Origin of the sequence: Serratia sp. Tan611, from assembly GCF_905188235.1 — a bacterium.
Taxonomy (GTDB): domain Bacteria; phylum Pseudomonadota; class Gammaproteobacteria; order Enterobacterales; family Enterobacteriaceae; genus Serratia_B; species Serratia_B rhizosphaerae.
Genome location: NZ_LR994655.1, coordinates 4,723,415 through 4,740,615, shown reverse-complemented (window position 1 = coordinate 4,740,615; position 17,201 = coordinate 4,723,415). Strand labels below are relative to the sequence as shown.

At 57.6% G+C, this 17,201-nt stretch carries 13 protein-coding genes; 7 read left to right on the top strand and 6 right to left on the bottom strand.

From position 1 onward, the window contains the following. Window positions 1–62: 62 nt before the first annotated feature. A complete protein-coding gene (gene spy, locus TAN611_RS22390) occupies window positions 63–548 on the top strand; it encodes an ATP-independent periplasmic protein-refolding chaperone Spy (protein WP_105233011.1) in 486 nt (161 codons plus the stop codon). Between the two features lie 93 nt (window positions 549–641). Here spy and TAN611_RS22385 read toward each other — a convergent pair whose 3' ends face one another. Further along, complete coding sequence (locus tag TAN611_RS22385; RefSeq protein ID WP_105233010.1) at window positions 642–1,868, bottom strand: Tm-1-like ATP-binding domain-containing protein; 1,227 nt, start codon at window positions 1,866–1,868, stop codon at window positions 642–644. A gap of 293 nt (window positions 1,869–2,161) precedes the next feature. Here TAN611_RS22385 and TAN611_RS22380 point away from each other — a divergent pair, with 293 nt between their 5' ends. The 4 genes from TAN611_RS22380 to TAN611_RS22365 all read left to right on the top strand — a co-directional run bounded on the left by TAN611_RS22380 (window position 2,162) and on the right by TAN611_RS22365 (window position 10,768). Further along, entirely contained in the window at window positions 2,162–2,788 is a 627-nt protein-coding gene (locus tag TAN611_RS22380) for a TetR/AcrR family transcriptional regulator (protein WP_105233548.1), read from the top strand. Between the two features lie 421 nt (window positions 2,789–3,209). Then, entirely contained in the window at window positions 3,210–6,314 is a 3,105-nt protein-coding gene (locus TAN611_RS22375) for an autotransporter outer membrane beta-barrel domain-containing protein (protein WP_203067018.1), read from the top strand. Between the two features lie 93 nt (window positions 6,315–6,407). After that, entirely contained in the window at window positions 6,408–9,470 is a 3,063-nt protein-coding gene (locus tag TAN611_RS22370) for an autotransporter outer membrane beta-barrel domain-containing protein (RefSeq protein ID WP_203067017.1), read from the top strand. A gap of 446 nt (window positions 9,471–9,916) precedes the next feature. Continuing rightward, on the top strand, window positions 9,917–10,768 hold the full coding sequence (locus tag TAN611_RS22365) for a helix-turn-helix domain-containing protein (RefSeq protein ID WP_111737933.1): 852 nt from the start codon (window positions 9,917–9,919) through the stop codon (window positions 10,766–10,768). Here TAN611_RS22365 and TAN611_RS22360 read toward each other — a convergent pair. The 4 genes from TAN611_RS22360 to TAN611_RS22340 all read right to left on the bottom strand — a co-directional run bounded on the left by TAN611_RS22360 (window position 10,758) and on the right by TAN611_RS22340 (window position 15,782). Beyond that, complete coding sequence (locus tag TAN611_RS22360; RefSeq protein WP_105233006.1) at window positions 10,758–12,542, bottom strand: ATP-binding protein; 1,785 nt, start codon at window positions 12,540–12,542, stop codon at window positions 10,758–10,760. The genes TAN611_RS22365 and TAN611_RS22360 overlap by 11 nt on opposite strands. Further along, entirely contained in the window at window positions 12,539–13,033 is a 495-nt protein-coding gene (locus TAN611_RS22355; protein ID WP_105233005.1) for a molybdopterin-dependent oxidoreductase, read from the bottom strand. Before TAN611_RS22355 ends, TAN611_RS22360 begins: the two co-directional genes overlap by 4 nt. A 421-nt stretch (window positions 13,034–13,454) precedes the next feature. Next, window positions 13,455–14,807 (bottom strand): glutathione-disulfide reductase, encoded by a 1,353-nt coding sequence (gene gorA, locus TAN611_RS22345; RefSeq protein ID WP_203067016.1) that lies wholly within the window; start codon window positions 14,805–14,807, stop codon window positions 13,455–13,457. 132 nt (window positions 14,808–14,939) lie between these two features. Next, a complete protein-coding gene (locus TAN611_RS22340; RefSeq protein ID WP_197950473.1) occupies window positions 14,940–15,782 on the bottom strand; it encodes a 23S rRNA (adenine(2030)-N(6))-methyltransferase RlmJ in 843 nt (280 codons plus the stop codon). Between the two features lie 126 nt (window positions 15,783–15,908). Between TAN611_RS22340 and TAN611_RS22335 the strand changes: the two genes are divergently transcribed. Further along, complete coding sequence (locus TAN611_RS22335) at window positions 15,909–16,325, top strand: ASCH domain-containing protein (protein ID WP_203067015.1); 417 nt, start codon at window positions 15,909–15,911, stop codon at window positions 16,323–16,325. A gap of 136 nt (window positions 16,326–16,461) precedes the next feature. Continuing rightward, window positions 16,462–16,677, top strand: a complete 216-nt coding sequence (locus TAN611_RS22330) for a DUF6500 family protein (RefSeq protein WP_203067014.1) — start codon at window positions 16,462–16,464, stop codon at window positions 16,675–16,677. A gap of 49 nt (window positions 16,678–16,726) precedes the next feature. Here TAN611_RS22330 and TAN611_RS22325 read toward each other — a convergent pair whose 3' ends face one another. Next, the gene (locus TAN611_RS22325) at window positions 16,727–17,011 is read right to left on the bottom strand and encodes a hypothetical protein (RefSeq protein ID WP_203067013.1); all 285 of its coding nucleotides are present in this window, start codon (window positions 17,009–17,011) and stop codon (window positions 16,727–16,729) included. Window positions 17,012–17,201 lie beyond the last annotated feature (190 nt).

The window sequence follows — 17,201 nt, the reverse complement described above, 5'->3', positions numbered from 1 at the left end:
GACGACACGATGAGCCTGTTAAGTACAGCGCTCCTGATAAAGAATATTTTAAGGAAATAATTATGCGTAAACTGACTGCTTTATTTGTTGCCTCTACCCTGGCGCTGGGTTCTGCTTCTATGGCTTTTGCGGCCGATACCGCCACCACCGCGGCAGCAGATAGCGCGCCGATGAAAATGATGCACCACAAGGGGAAAGGCGGCCCGTTCGCGGGGCTGAACCTGACCGAGCAGCAGCGCCAGCAAATGCGCGACATTATGAAAGAAGCGCACCAGAATCGCGGTCATGGCATGAAAGAGCAGCGTCAGGCGCTGCATACGTTAGTGGCTTCCGACAGCTTTGATGAAGCCAAAGCCAAAGCGCAAATTGACACTATCAGCAAAGCGCAGTCCGAACGCATGCTGGCGCGCGCCAAGGCCGAAAATAAAATGTATAACCTGTTAACGCCAGAGCAGAAAAAACAATACAATGAGAATTATCAGAAACACGAAAAGAAAATGATGGAGCACATGAATAAAATGAAAGCGCAGCACGAGGCTGCCGAGTAATTAATAGTGTGATGTGAAAAATAACAAGGCCAGATTATTCTGGCCTTTTTTTATATTTTTTTGCCATGCGCCATCCTGGCGAGAACAATGGCCTTAGTGATTTTTTTTCACCGTGGTGATGTCATGAAACTGCGCCACCACGATGTCGGCAAACCGTGCGTCGTTGATGTGATAGGGCGTTTTAATCAGCCGGCGTCGCGTGGTCTGCACCAGAGTTTGTTCCAGCGCATCGGTAAAGGCGCGCAGCGCCAGCGGATCCCAAAAAGGTTGGCCGGGCGCATCCAGCGACGAGAGCCCGCCTTCCGGTACCACAAAACGGATTTCCCCCGGGCAGGCGTTCAGCTTTTCGCCAATCCAACGCCCGATATGGGCATTTTCCTCAGCGGTGGTGCGCATCAGCGTCACCTGGGTGTTGTGGTTATAAAAATGTCGGTCGGCATAGCGTGCCGGAATGGTTTTGGGATGGCCGAAATTAATCATATCCATGGCACCGCAGGACAGCACGCAGGGAATACCGGTGCGGGCAATAGCGCCAAAACGGTCTTCGTTACAGGCCAGCACGCCGTCGAACAGATAATCGCTCACCTCGGTGGTGGTCAGATCCAGCACCGCATTCAATAGCTGGCTGTCGATCAGCTTTTCCATGGCCTGTCCACCGCTGCCGGTGGCGTGAAACACCAGGCAGTCCCATTGCGCCTCAATGGCGCGGGTCACGGCCTGGATGCACGGCGTTGTCACGCCAAACATGGTCAAACCGGTGGCGGGTTTGCTGAGCACGTCTTCATCGGTATGGAAACGCACCGCGCCGGCGATCTGGTGGGCGGCGTTGCCCAGCACCTTGCGTGAAATACGGTTCAGGCCGGCAATGTCGGTCACGGAATACAGCATGGCGATATCGCTGGCGCCGACGTAGCCGGAAACGTCCCCGGCAGCCATACTGGAGACCATCAGCTTGGGCAGGCCGATAGGCAGCTGCTGCATTGCCGGCGTGATCATGGCTGTGCCACCGGAGCCGCCCATGCCCAACAGAGCGGCGACGTCGTTGCGCGACAGCATAAAGCGTTCGAAAGCAATGGCCATGGCGGCGATCGCCTGACCACGATTATGACAAAAGACGGCGGTTGCGCCTTCCGGATGAAAAGCGGCTACGTCGGCCGCCGAAATGTCGGCCGGGTAGCGTGCGGGCATGTTGTGAGTGGAAAGATCGACGGTGATGGTGGGTAAACCGAGGCTGTCAATCAAACCACGCACATACGCCAACTCTTGTCCTTTGGTATCTGCTGTGGTAGCAATATAGACAAAGGTTGGGGTATTTCTCATCGTCTGTTCCTGAAAAAAGGTCGGCTATGAGGGCCGAACTGGTTGTTTCTAATGATAACTTATAATATTAATTTGGAACCCTGGTGTTGATACAATAAGATACAGCCGATGAATTTATATACATAATGAGACGGCAGTATCATTAATGCAAGCCTTTTTTGACGATAAATGAGACGAGGGTCTCATTTTTTGTATTTATAGTTCGCTTTTGCGACGCTGGAAGGGCCAGGATCCTGCCAGTCAGGTTTTTCATTATGCCGCCTGTGAGCCGGCATGATTTGTGTGAGGTCGATGTGTCGCTATCCGCTTTTCCCGCACCGCGGGATGAACCCCTAACCCATACGCGCGCCAGAACGCGCAAATTGCTGCTTGCCAGCGCGATGGAGCTGTACGATGACGGCGCGTTCCCGTCGATTACCGAACTGGCGGCTCATGCGCAGGTATCCCGCGCTACCGCTTATCGCTATTTCCCGACGCAAAGCGCCCTGATTACCGCCGTGGTGGCTGAAAGTCTGGGGCCGATTTTGCAGTGGGAGCCAAATGATGACGATGCGCTGCTGCGCATTCAGCAGTTGCTGGCGTTTGCTTACCCGCAAATGGAGCAGCACGAAGGCGCGCTGCGTGCGGCGTTGCAACTTTCCCTGCAACAGTGGGCCAATGCCACGCCGGGGGAGAAATTCGTGCGTGGTAACCGTAAACGCCTGCTGAAATTGGCGGTAGAGCCGTTGCAGGATAAATTGCCTCCGGAGGCGCTGCAGCGCGTGATCCACGCTTTCTCACTGATTTACGGTTCAGAAGTTTTTCTGGTATTGAAAGATATTTGGGGACTGGAGCTGAGCGGTATTCAGGACGTGACTCAGTGGATGGCGAAGGCGATTATTCGTCAGGCCGAAGAAGATGTGCGCAACAGCAAAAAATAACCAGCAGGATAATCCATTTTTAGCGTGATGCCGGCGTTGAATGTAGAATTATTCACTAAATGAATAGGCTATGTAGTTATAATTTTTACTGATAATAACTAACGCCATATTCTGTTTATATCTTATTTTAGGCGAATAGTTTGCACACAAATCATTTGATAACTCACTAATAATCATGTAATTATATTTATAGCCGCCCCTCGCCAAATAAGATTAATGCCATGCGATAATTAGTCCCCTTCACTTTTCCACCTCCCTTTCCTTTCCCCGGCCAGCGGAATGTTTTGTCGCAATGGCGTTTACCGTCGTTTTTGCCTGCCGGGCGAAATGACCATTGTTGTGCTTTATTTATTTGGTGTTACAGAAACGTAACACATAAAACCAATAAAACATTTGCAAACAACAATGGACGGTATCTGGGATGGACAGTAAACGTAAAGAGAATAAACCGGTGCGGGCGCCGACGGCGTATACCGCACCGGTGAAGCAGCGTATGCAATTAAGCGCCATCGCCTGTTTTTTAGCGGTGATTGGCAGCGGGGCGCAGGCCGCCTCCTATGTGGAAAATGGTCGGCCAGGCGATGCGGCCAGCTGGCGTAGTAATGAATTTAATGCCGAATGGGGGCTGGGGGCGATTCATGCCGACCAGGCTTACGCCGCCGGTTACACCGGTAAAGGCGTCAAGCTGGGAATATTCGATCAGCCGGTTTATGCCCAGCACCCGGAGTTTGCCAGCCAGGACAAGGTGATCAACCTGGTGACTCAAGGGGTGCGCGAATATACCGACCCTTATATTCCGGTCAAGAAAGGGGACGACTTCCGCTATGACGGGACGCCGAGCGTAGGGTCGGACGGCGAGTTAGGTTCGCACGGTACGCACGTCGGCGGTATTGCCGCCGGTAACCGTGACGGCGGAGAAATGCACGGCGTGGCCTTCAATGCGCAAATCATCAGCGCGGAGAACGGCGACCCTGGCCCGGAAGACGGCATTATTCTCGGCAATGACGGGGCGGTATACAAGGCCGGCTGGGATGCGTTGATCGCCAGCGGCGCAAGGATTATCAATAACAGCTGGGGGATCGGCATCACCGATAAGTTTGCCGAGGGCGGATCCGATCCGGCCTATCCCCACTTTACCGTCGACGATGCGCGTAAACAGTTCGAGCAGATCAAACAGATTCTGGGCACCAAACCGGGCGGCGCCTATCAGGGGGCGATTGACGCGGCGCGCAGCGGTATCGTCACCATCTTTGCCGCCGGCAATGACGATAACCTGAATAACCCCGATGCCATGGCCGGACTGGCCTATTTTGTGCCGGATATCGCGCCTAACTGGCTGTCGGTCGCCAGCCTGCAGGATCCTGACGGCACGGGCGATTATGCTATCAGCACCTTCTCTTCCCGCTGCGGTTACACCGCCAGTTTCTGCGTTTCGGCACCAGGGACGAAGGTATACAGTTCGGTCATTGAGGGTACGACCCCGGACAATCTGACCACCGGTTACGCCAAGTACAGCGGCACCTCAATGGCCGCGCCGCACGTTGCCGGCAGCATCGCGGTGCTGATGGAGCGCTTCCCGTATATGACCGGCGCGCAGGTGGCATCGGTGCTGAAAACCACCGCCACCGATATGGGCGATCCCGGTATTGATGCGCTGTACGGCTGGGGGATGATTAACCTCGGCAAGGCGATTAACGGGCCGGGGATGTTCTACACCGAGCAGGATATTCCGGAAGCATTTCGCGTGCCGGATGAAAAAGGCGTGGCCTATGGTTCAGGTCAGTTCGTCGTCGACCTGCCCGGCGTCGGCGCGGTGCTCGATCGGGGCAAACCGACTGAACGGGTGTGTGATGACGTCCATTGCGGCCTGGATATCTGGAGCAATGATATCTCTGGCCACGGAGGCCTGACCAAGCAGGGCATCGGCACGCTGGTGCTGACCGGCGACAACAGCTACAGCGGACCGACGCTGGTCAATCAGGGGCTGCTGGCGGTGAACGGCACGCTGGTGTCGGACGTGACGGTAGGGAACGGCGGGGCGCTCGGCGGCTCGGGCCGTATCGGTTCACTCACCGCCAACGCCGGCGCCACCGTGGCGCCGGGCAACTCGATCGGCACGCTGAACGTCACCAACGACGTGACCTTTGCCGCCGGCTCGCGCTACGCGGTGGAAGCGGCGGCGGACGGCAGCAGCGATCGGATCGTCAGCGGCGGATCGGCGCAGATCGACGGCGGTGAAGTGGCGATGCTGCTGGATCAGCAGAACGTACTGAACGGCGACGCCGGCGGCAGCGCCATCGGCCAGTATGACATTTTACAGGCGCAGCAGGGTATCAGCGGCCAGTTTGACGGCGCGACAACCACTTCGCCGTTCCTGGCGGCCACGCTGTCCACGCAGGGCAACCGGCTGACGGCGGACGTGGCGCGTAACGACACCGCGTTCGCCAGCGTGGCGGCCACGCAGAACGAGCGAGCGGTGGCGACGGCGGCGGATGCGCTGGCGGCGGGCAACCCGGTGTATGAAAGCATTCTGGCCTCCGGCAGCGCCGGGCAGGCGCGGCAGGCGTTCCGCCAGCTGTCGGGGCAGATCCACGCGGATATCGCCTCGGCGCAGGTGAACGACAGCCGTTACCTGCGCGATGCGCTGAACAGCCGCCTGCGTCAGGCGGAAGGGCTGGCGACGTCGCAGGACATCAAGGCGGATGACGGCGGTGCGTGGGCGCAGTTTGTCGGGGCATGGGACCATGCGTCGGGCGACGTGAACGCCACCGGCTATCAGGCCTCGACCTACGGGGTGCTGCTGGGTCTGGATTCGGCCTACGACGACTGGCGTCTGGGTGTGGCGACCGGCTATACCCGCACCTCGCTGGACGGCGGCTACGGCTCGAATGCGGACAGCGACAACTACCACCTGGCGGTATACGGCAGCAAACAGTACGGCGATTTGGCGCTGCGTGCCGGTGGGTCTTACACCTGGCACCGGTTTGATACGGCGCGCTCGGTGAACTACGGGCTGCAGTCGGACCGCGCGACGGCGAAATACAGCGCGCGCACCGAGCAGCTGTTCGCGGAAGCGGGCTATAGCGTGCAGGGCGAATGGGTGAACCTGGAGCCGTTCGCCAATCTGGCGTACATCAACTTCCAGAACAACGGCATCAGCGAAGACGGCGGCGCAGCGGCGCTGTACGGCGACAAGCAGCACACGGACGCCACGGTGTCGACGCTGGGCCTGCGTGCGGACCATCAGTGGCAGTTGAGCCGTGAAACGGCGGTGACGCTGCGCGGCGAGGCGGGCTGGCAGCATCAGTATGGTGAACTGGAGCGCGGCACCGGGCTGAAGTTCCGCGGCGGTAATGCGGCGTTCGTCAGCAACAGCGTGCCGGTATCGCGCGACGGCCTGCTGCTGAAGGCCAGCGCGGACGTGGCGGTGAGCCAGAATGCGTCGCTGTCGCTGGGCTACGGCGGGTTGCTGTCGGACCGCCATCAGGACAACAGCGTCAACGCCGGCTTCACCTGGCGTTTCTGATCTCATGCCTATCCATCCTTAAACTCAGGGCCGCCCGTTCGGGCGGCCCGATTTCCCATGTGACGTGCAGAACAAATATCAAAGGTAACGGGAATGAAAGCATTTACAGGAAAGAAAAAGCCGACATGGAAACTGAATGCCTTACTGTGTTCACTGTTAGCTGCAGGCAGCGTACAGGCAAACGAGGGGAAAGTCGGAGACCCGGCCAGCTGGCGCAGCGCCGAGTTTAACGCCGACTGGGGGCTGGGGGCGATTCATGCCGACCAGGCCTACGCTGCCGGCTACACCGGCAAAGGACAAAAAGTGGGAATTCTGGATACGCCAGTGTATAACCAGCATCCCGAGTTTGCCGGCGACGGCAAGTTGATCAATGTGGTAACGCAGGGCATTCGCGCCTATACCGATCCCCACCGGCCGGGTATTAACGCCGGCGATCCGTTCTATTTCGACGGCAGTTTCCATTTCTACAACGGCGAGACGCTGAGCAATCACGGTGTGCATGTGGCGGGGATCGCTGCCGCCAACCGCGACGGTGCGGGGATGCACGGCGTGGCGTTTGATTCGCAGATTATCAGCGTGGACAACGACAATGACGGTCCGGCCTACGGCGAGTTTCTGGGGCTGGACGGCGCGGTAACCAACGCCGGCTGGCAGGCGATGATCGAAAGCGGTGTACGGGTGATTAATAACAGCTGGGGCGTTAGCATTCCGGATTTCTTGTCCGACGGCGGTAAGGATCCGGATGCGCTGCATTTTGAATTCCATGATGCGCAAGAGCAGTTCAATCAGGTGAAGCCGCTGCTGGGCAGCCTGGCCGGCGCGGGCTATCAGGGGGCGATCGATGCCGCACGCCACAATATTCTGGTGCTGTTTGCCGCGGGCAACGACGGTAACTACAACCAGCCGGACGTCATCAGCGGGTTGGGCTATTTTGTGCCGGATATTGCGCCGAACTGGCTGACTGTCGCCAGCGTGGCGCAGGATGATGCCTCGGCCAATAGCGTGCCTTACACCCTCAGTTCCTTCTCATCCCGCTGTGGTTACACCGCCAGCTTCTGCGTTGCGTCTCCGGGCAGCAAAATTTACAGCGCGGTGGCCAACGGTTCCGATCCACAGCAGCTGACGTCGGACTACGGCAATAAAAACGGTACCTCGATGGCGACGCCGCACGTGACCGGCGCGGTTGCCGTATTGCTGCAGCGTTTCCCTTACCTGTCGACGGCGCAAATTGCCGATGTGTTGAAAACCACCGCCACCGATATGGGAGCACCCGGTATTGACGCGCTGTACGGCTGGGGGATGATTAACCTCGGCAAGGCGATTAACGGGCCGGGGATGTTCTACACCGAGCAGGATATCCCGGAAGCGTTCCGCATTCCCGATGCCGATGGCGTGGCCTATGGCCCGACGCAGTTTGTCGCCAACATTCCGGGCGTGGGGGCGGAAGTGGATAGCGGCACGCGCTATCAGCGTATCTGCGACGATGTACATTGTGGTCTGGAAGTCTATTCGAACGATATTTCCGGCCATGGCGGCCTGACCAAAGAGGGCGCCGGTTCGTTATACCTGACCGGTAATAACAGCTACAGCGGGCCGACGCTGGTCAATCAGGGGCTGCTGGCGGTGAACGGCACGCTGGTGTCGGACGTGACGGTAGGGAACGGCGGGGCGCTCGGCGGCTCGGGCCGTATCGGTTCACTCACCGCCAACGCCGGTGCCGTCGTGGCGCCGGGCAACTCGATCGGCACGCTGAACGTCACCAACGACGTGACCTTTGCCGCCGGCTCGCGCTACGCGGTGGAAGCAGCGGCGGACGGCAGCAGCGATCGGATCGTCAGCGGCGGATCGGCGCAGATCGACGGCGGCGAAGTGGCGATGCTGCTGGATCAGCAGAACGTACTGAACGGCGACGCCGGCGGCAGCGCCATCGGCCAGTATGACATTTTACAGGCGCAGCAGGGGATCAGCGGCCAGTTTGACGGCGCGACAACCACTTCGCCGTTCCTGGCGGCCACGCTGTCCACACAGGGCAACCGGCTGACGGCGGATGTGGCGCGTAATGACACCGCGTTCGCCAGCGTGGCGGCCACGCAGAACGAGCGAGCGGTGGCGACGGCGGCGGATGCGCTGGCGGCGGGCAACCCGGTGTATGAAAGCATTCTGGCCTCCGGCAGCGCCGGGCAGGCGCGGCAGGCGTTCCGCCAGCTGTCGGGGCAGATCCACGCGGATATCGCCTCGGCGCAGGTGAACGACAGCCGTTACCTGCGTGATGCGCTGAACAGCCGCCTGCGTCAGGCGGAAGGGCTGGCGACGTCGCAGGACATCAAGGCGGATGACGGCGGTGCGTGGGCGCAGTTTGTCGGGGCATGGGACCATGCGTCGGGCGACGTGAACGCCACCGGCTACCAGGCCTCGACCTACGGGGTGCTGCTGGGTCTGGATTCGGCCTACGACGACTGGCGTCTGGGTGTGGCGACCGGCTATACCCGCACCTCGCTGGACGGCGGCTACGGCTCGAATGCGGACAGCGACAACTACCACCTGGCGGTATACGGCAGCAAACAGTACGGCGATTTGGCGCTGCGTGCCGGTGGGTCTTACACCTGGCACCGGTTTGATACGGCGCGCTCGGTGAACTACGGGCTGCAGTCGGACCGCGCGACGGCGAAATACAGCGCGCGCACCGAGCAGCTGTTCGCGGAAGCGGGCTATAGCGTGCAGGGCGAATGGGTGAACCTGGAGCCGTTCGCCAATCTGGCGTACATCAACTTCCAGAACAACGGCATCAGCGAAGACGGCGGCGCAGCGGCGCTGTACGGCGACAAGCAGCACACGGACGCCACGGTGTCGACGCTGGGCCTGCGTGCGGACCATCAGTGGCAGTTGAGCCGTGAAACGGCGGTGACGCTGCGCGGCGAGGCGGGCTGGCAGCATCAGTATGGTGAACTGGAGCGCGGCACCGGGCTGAAGTTCCGCGGCGGTAATGCGGCGTTCGTCAGCAACAGCGTGCCGGTATCGCGCGACGGCCTGCTGCTGAAGGCCAGCGCAGACGTGGCGGTGAGCCAGAATGCGTCGCTGTCGCTGGGCTACGGCGGGTTGCTGTCGGACCGCCATCAGGACAACAGCGTCAACGCCGGTTTCACCTGGCGCTTCTGATCCCAGGCATATCCATCCTTAAAAACAGGGTCGCCAACGGCGATCCTGTTTTTTTCCGCAGAAAAGTTGCCCTAATCTTCTCTCCTACCGGTAAAATCCCATAAAAAAACGGCCCCCTGATGGGAGCCGGTTCAATGGGGGGTACATCTTTATTATTAGCGATAAAGGCTTTTACTCTGAACGGTGTGCCGTTGTCCTAATGCATACTGTATTTTAGAACCGGCAACCTGAACGAGTTTCCCTGGTGTCGTTATGGTTATAAGTACTGGTGTTTTATTTTTATAGTGTGTTGCTGTGTGTAGCTTTTGATACCATGTTTGACTATAAAACATGGTGTGTCAAGCAATGTTTGAGATTAATCTTGCATATGATGCTAATATTGAATGATGTTCGAACACGATAACATGTCAAAGCGACTGAAAAATTAGAAAAAATCGAAGGAAAAAATGGATAACAATCATCAAAAATTCGATTCGCAGTCGATTGCAAACCGGGTCAGAGAACTCTTTCTTCATCACGGGATCGGTAAACGTCAGCAAGCAAAGGAGCTTAGCCGTATTCTGGCGCTAAGTTTTTCCCATGCCCACCGCAAGCTGAAAGGGCAGAGCCCTTGGACGCTGGAACAGATCAACAGCGTCGCGGCGGCGCTGGACGAAACGCCGGCGGCCATTGTGGATATCAACGTGGAGAATGAGCCTCCTGCGCAAACTATTGCACGAGATGCCATCTTTTCGCCGGCCGGGATGACGATTCCTTGCGTGGCATACATCGGCAGCGAAGTCAGCGGCGGGCGTTTTTCTGAATATGTCGCGCAGCAGGAAGACGAAAAGTGGGTGATTTACCGGGCCGATGAGGCGCCGGCCGGCAGCCGCTATTGCGTGGAGCTGATCGAGATTCGTCCGACGAATGTCGACGATGAGCGGTTAAGCATCGCGGTGCTGGATGATTCGCATCAGGCGGCGGATGAACTGGCCAAATACCTGAACAGCCGCGGTTTTAACGCCGTTGCTTTTTACGATGTTCAGACGTTCAAACAGGCGCTGAGCCGCAGCCTGTTCGACGGTTACGTGGTTGACTGGCTGATCGGGCAGGAAACCTCCGAGCAATGCATCGAAGCGATTCGCGCCTCCGATAACCCGGATGCGCCGGTATTGGTATTGACCGGCCAACTGGGCACCGGGCTGCGCGAGTCAGAAATCGCCAAGGCGATGCGCGATTATGACGTGCTTGGCCCGTATGAAAAACCGGTGCGGCTGCATGTGATTGAAGCCGCGCTGCAGCGCTGTTTTAACCTTTAAGGAACAGGGCGGACAGTGCGGTGGACAGCGCTTCCAGCCGCACGGGTTTTATCAGGTAATCATCAAACAGCGCACGTTGCTCCAGCGTCAGCAGCTCCGGCGTCTGGGCGCTGATGCCGATAATCGGAATATGGCGGTTGGGGCCGCGTTGGCCGCGCAGCTTTTTCGCCAGCGCCGCGCCGTCGATACCCGGCATTTGTAAATCCAGCAACAGCACATCGTAAGGCCGGCGCAGCAGCTTTTGCAGCGCGCGCTCTGATGAATCGCACAGCTCGTGCTGATAGCCCAGTTTATCCAGCAGGGCGGCGAAGGCTTCTCCCACCGATCTGTTGTCGTCCACTACCAGCACCTGCTGTTCTTTCATCGCCATATCGGACAGCGCCTGCGGCTGCGCCTCTTCTTCCGTCTGATCTTCGCTGACTTCCACCGGAATGCTGACGATAAAGGTGCTGCCTTTTCCCTGTTCGCTGTAAACGGTAACGGTGCCCTGCAGCAGCGCGACCAGGCCGCGTACGATCGCCAGCCCCATGCCGACGCCGCCGTACTGTTTGGTATTCGACTGATCCAACTGGGTAAACGGCTGGAATATCTGCCCCAGCTTTTCCTCTTCCATCCCGATACCGGTATCGGTCACTTCCAACATCAGCGCATTGCCGCCGGTTTGGCGACGCAGGCAGCCGTGCACGGTGATGGTGCCGCTTTCGGTGTATTTGAAGGCGTTGGTCAGCAGATTGACCAGAATCTGGCGGATGCGCAGCGGATCGGAATACATTTGCGCGTGGCTGAAGTCGACCTCGCACAACAATGTGATCTGCTCTTTGCTCATCAGCATGCCGACTTCATCGGTGGTTTGCTGAATCAGTTGCTCAGCATTGAACGGCATAATGCGCAGTTCCATCATACCGCTGTCCAGATGCGCGTAGTCGGTCAAATCCTTCATCTGGGTTTCAATCTGCTGTGCGGCGGTTTCCAGCCGCTGGAAGGTATCAACGTGCTCGGTGGACACATTGGTATTCATCAATACGTCAATGGCGGACATAATGCTCTGCAGCGAGGTACGCAGTTCATGGCCGATAGCGCCGAGGAAGGCGTTTTTCGAGTGCGTGGCCTTTTCCGCCTCGATGGCCTTGGCCTGCTGCTGAATGGTAATACGCTGCTGGCGCAGGACTATCAGCGTAATGGCGACCAGCGCAATCACCGAGAACATGATGATCACCAGGCCGTAGAAAATAATATGGCGCTTCTCAATATAGTCGTTGTAGGCGACGGTGCGCTGCTTCACTTCCGCATGGTCGGCCAGGTTGGCCATCTCGACCGCAAACGGCTTCATCTGCTGCATGGACTGGGTAATTTCCTGCAGGTTCGGCGGAGAGGCGCTGATCAGATGGTCGAGCTGATTCATTTGCGCCACCATCTGCTTAATCACCTCGGGATAGCCGGCTTCGCGGTACAGCGGCTGGGTGGATTCCGATACGGTCTCCAGCACGTAAAAGCGCGAATAGAGAATTTCGAACCTGAGCCTTAACGCGTCGATATCCACCTTGGGCGCATTCTTCAGCTGTTCCACATAGGTTTCGAACTCCGCCAGCTTGATGGAGAACTTCGCGATCGACCACGAGTAGTTTTCCTGCGTACCGGCGATGGCGTACAACCCCTTTTTCGACAGCGTGGCGCTGTAGTAATACAGGGTGATGGTGGAAGCCACAATGAACAGGGCGGCGAAAATGGCCGGAATCGCCAGCCGGCTGCCGTTCTTGAACTGGGTCAGCTTCATTTAATCACGATCCTGTTGACCTGCCAGATAAAGCGCGAGTTATACAGCGGCGAATTTAACTCCGGGCCGCTTTCATCGCGTGGATAAACCAGAAACAGCGGGCCGAAGTTGCGGATCTTCAACATTTCCCCGTCCATTTTATAGGCCAGGATAATGTTGTATTTCTCCACGTCGGACAGCGGAATATCGATGTAATAGTCGTTCAGCGCATGCATCGACAGCGTCTGCCCCTTGGCGCCCACTTTTTTCAGGATGTCCGCAACCGCTACTCCGTCGAATTTACGCCGCGGCGTCCACGAGGTGGAGGTGGAAATCGAGTTGACCGGCATGGCGAACAGATCCTGGTCGCTAAACACATAGCGTTTGTTGGCCGTATCGGTGAAATGGCTGATATTGCCAGAAACTTCCAGAGTAAAACTTAACGCGGAGGTTTGGGTGGCGATCAGGGCGAAGAGCGCCAGGGTAAGGGTTCTGATCAGGGTCGACAGCATCGGGAATTTCTCCGCAATGAAAGGCAAGGGGCCAAGAGATAAATTTAGCAGGCTAAACAGTGACAGAAAACCGCGAATTATTCAGGCGGCTGATGCAGAGGCAGCCCGGGCCGGCAAATCTTCCCGTTAACCGGGAATAGCACGTGGCGATTGAGACAAGAATATCACATGTTCCCGGCATTTCGATGCGTAGTCGTGGTGTTTAGCGCGGATTACGCCGCAGAACGTCTGGCAGGCCAGCGGTACGACGGGCGGCTGTAATGACGGCAGCGCTGGCGGAATCGCTGTGCTACCGCCGGTTTGCGCGGTATGAAAACTTTACGCATTGGAAAGTATCGCACGCGGGCGGGCAGGCGGCCGGGACAAAAAAAGCCGGTTGCGATGGGCAACCGGCCTTGATGCAGGGCTAAACCGCAGGGGCTTAGCGCATGGTGACGAACTCTTCCGCCGCCGTTGGGTGGATGGCCACCGTATTGTCGAAGTCCTGCTTGGTGGCGCCCATCTTCACGGCGACCGCAAAGCCCTGCAGGATCTCGTCCATACCGAAGCCGATGCCGTGCACGCCGACGATCTTCTCATTCTCGCCCACGCAGACCAACTTCATACGGCAAGGCTGGCGGTGCTGGGTCACGGCGCTGTACATGGCGGTAAAGGAGGATTTGTACACCTTCACGCTGTCTTCGCCATATTTTTCCTTCGCTTCCGGCTCGCTCAGGCCGATGGTGCCGATCGGCGGGTGGCTGAACACCACGGTCGGGATATTGCTGTAGTCCAGGTGCTCGTTCGGCTTGTTGTTGAACAGGCGCTCGGACAGGCGGCGGCCGGCGGCCACGGCGACCGGCGTCAGTTCAACCGCGCCGGTGTTGTCGCCGACGGCGTAGATGCCCGGTACGTTGGTGTTCTGGAACTGGTCGACGTTGATGTAGCCCCGGTCATTGGTCTGCACGCCGGTCACGGCCAGGTTCAGGTTATCGGTCGCCGGTTCGCGGCCGATCGCCCAGACCAGGCTGTCGACGGTAAATTCGCTGCCGTTTTCCAGCTGCAGGGTCAGGCTGCCGTCGGCATTTTTCACTACCGCTTTTGGCACCGATTCGGTGTGCAGGCTTGGCCCTTCGGTGTTCATCACTTCCACCAGCGTCTCGACGATCAGCGGATCGAAGCTGCGCAGCGGCGCGTGCTTACGCACGAACAGGTGAGTTTCCGCGCCCAACGCGTTCATCACGCCGGCGATCTCAACGGCGATATAGCCGGCGCCCACCACGGCGACGCGTTTTGGCATCTCGTCGAGGTCGAAGAAGCCGTCGGAGTCGATACCGTATTCCGCGCCCGGAATGTCAGGGTGGCTCGGGCGGCCGCCGGTGGCGATCAGAATATGGTCGGCGGTGATTTGCTCGCCGTTGACTTCCACGGTATGCGCGTCGATAAAGCGGGCGAAGCCCTTGATCACGTCGACCTTGTTTTTGCCCAGCACGTTGTCGTACGAGTTGTGGATACGGTCGATATAGGCGGTACGGTTGGCGACCAGCTTTTTCCAGTCAAACGCGTTGACCGTGGTGTCAAAGCCGTAGTCCGGGCCGTACTGGTGAATCGCCTCGGCGATCTGCGCCGCATGCCACATCACTTTTTTCGGTACACAACCCACGTTGACGCAGGTGCCGCCAAGTTCTTTGGCCTCAATCAGCGCACATTTCTGGCCATACATGGCTGCCCGGTTGATCGATGCGATACCGCCGCTGCCGCCGCCAATTGCTAGATAATCGTAATGTTTCGTCATCTGGGTTTTCCATGAGTTGTGTAAATTGAAGAGGATAGAGTTTAACGCCTGAGGTGGGTTTGTCGCAAAGATTGCGTCGATGGCTGTGATAGGCGTGGACGCAGGCGCGGCGTGCGCGCCTGCGGCGACCGGTTACTCCGGCACCACCCAATTGGCCAGATGGTGGCCGATGCCGGACGGCACCAGCGTTTTGTGCAGCCACGGCAGCACGTTCTGCATCTGCTGCTCCAGCTTCCACGGCGGGTTGATCACAATCATGCCGGAGGCGGTCATGCCGCGCTGATCGCTGTCCGGTTTCACCGCCAGCTCGATTTGCAGAATGCGGCGGATGCCGGTGGCCTCCAACTCTTTCAGCAGGCGTTTGATCTGCTGGCGCAGCACCACCGGATACCACAGCGCATAGGTGCCGGTAGCGAAGCGTTTATAGCCTTCCTGGATGCCTTTCACCACGTCCTGATAGTCGGTTTTCATTTCATACGGTGGGTCCATCAGGATCAGACCACGGCGCGACGGCGGCGGCAGCTGCGATTTCAGCTGCTGATAGCCGTCTGCGCGCTGCACCTTGGCGCGTTCGTCTTTCTGGAATTCGCCGCGCAGCAGCGGGAAATCGCTCGGGTGCAGCTCGGTCAGGTGGATCTTGTCCTGCGGGCGCAGCAGCTGACGGGCGATCAGCGGCGATCCCGGATAATAACGCAGCGATCCGCTGCGGTTCAGGTGCTGCACCACGCCCATATAGGCCTCCAGCTCTGCCGGCAGATCGTCGCGTTGCCACAGCAGGCCGATGCCTTCCAGATATTCACCGGTGCGTTCGGCGTGTTCGCCGCTCAGCTGATAGCGCCCCGCGCCGGAGTGGGTATCCAAATACAGGAACGGTTTCTCTTTTTCTTTCAGCGACTCAATGATCAGGCTCTGAACGGTGTGCTTCAGCACGTCGGCGTGGTTGCCGGCGTGAAAACTGTGGCGGTAACTTAGCATGGCGTTTGGTAATTCCTTGTGCTCCGTCTGCGGAGCGTGCTCGATAAGGCAGTCATCTGCACACAGTATAAACTGTTCGCAGGGGAAAAAGTGAAATGCATTGTCAGCCAATGAGGGAAGCCAGGAATGACGAGTAAACAGAACATATTGGAGCAATATCCCGACGCATTGCGCTGGGCGTTCGGCGACAGCCCGCAGCTGGCGGATGAACTGCTGCAGCTGGTAATCGTGGGAGAGAAAACGGCAACCTGCAGTTCTTACGTTGCCTACCGGCAGGAGAAAGCGCCGCTGGTCGGCGACTACAGCGTGATTCTGGACGGCAGGGGCGAGGCGCGCTGCGTGATCCGCACGCGTTCGCTTTTGCTGATCCGTTACTGCGACGTCAGCGCCGAGCTGGCAGCAAAAGAGGGAGAGGGCGATAAAAGCCTGGCCTGCTGGCGCCGGGGGCATCAGGCGTTTTTCACCCGTGAAGGCACCTTTGCGCCGGATATGTGGCTGGTGTTTGAGGAGTTTGAACGGGTGGCGATCCTTGAGGGGGAATGAACAAGGCTGTCAAACGGCGTCTGCCCCATTTTTCTGATTGAGCGCTGGCGAATACAACGCTCACAGTTAAGTGGGGGTGAGAAACAGATGTTATGGTAAGTGAGACTGATACGCGATAATGCAAAAAGGAGAGGTTGTGCGCACAGCGATGAAGGAAAAGATCGTCAGGGTATGTGAAGAAAAAATTATGGCCAAAGGCAGTCATGTAGGGCTGTCATTCTATGCTTTTTTCGCTAACAAGAATGATGATCCGGAGTTGTTGATGGAGGTTGCACATTGGTGGATCATGGAGATGAAGCTGGATCATTTTGAGAAAGCTGAAAAGATAAAATCGATAGTTTCAGCCATGTAAGCAGCCGCCCAGGCTGACATTTTCCGTCAGCCTATCGACGGCAAATGTATTAGCGTTTTGTCGCTTTAAACTCGAACGTGGCGATGATGTGTATGACCGCAAATGCTAATGCGGAGTAGCGCAATAGCCAATTATCGCTTATCCATTGGGCGGAATCTGTAATAAATAAAGCTTTGCCATTGGCAAATATTATGAATTGCCAGGTGGCCAATACCCAGCCCACTATCATGAGTATCGTTGCGGGTAATCTGTTGTCCGTGGGTCTGTACTTCAGCTTTATGCCAAGAAAAAACAAGGCGACTAATGCCGAAATAGTAGAGTAAAGCCACATCATGTACTCCCCCGCTCCCTGTTAATCCCAGTCTATACTTTTCACCGACGAACGTACTCATTCCAACGCGTGATAAGCGGGGAAATATCAGCACAATAAGGGATATCCTGACTATTGAAGTAAAAAAACAGGGCACCATCCTAATTACGGGTAATCCTTACCGATTGTTGTTGTGTCGCCAGTACAGAAAAAG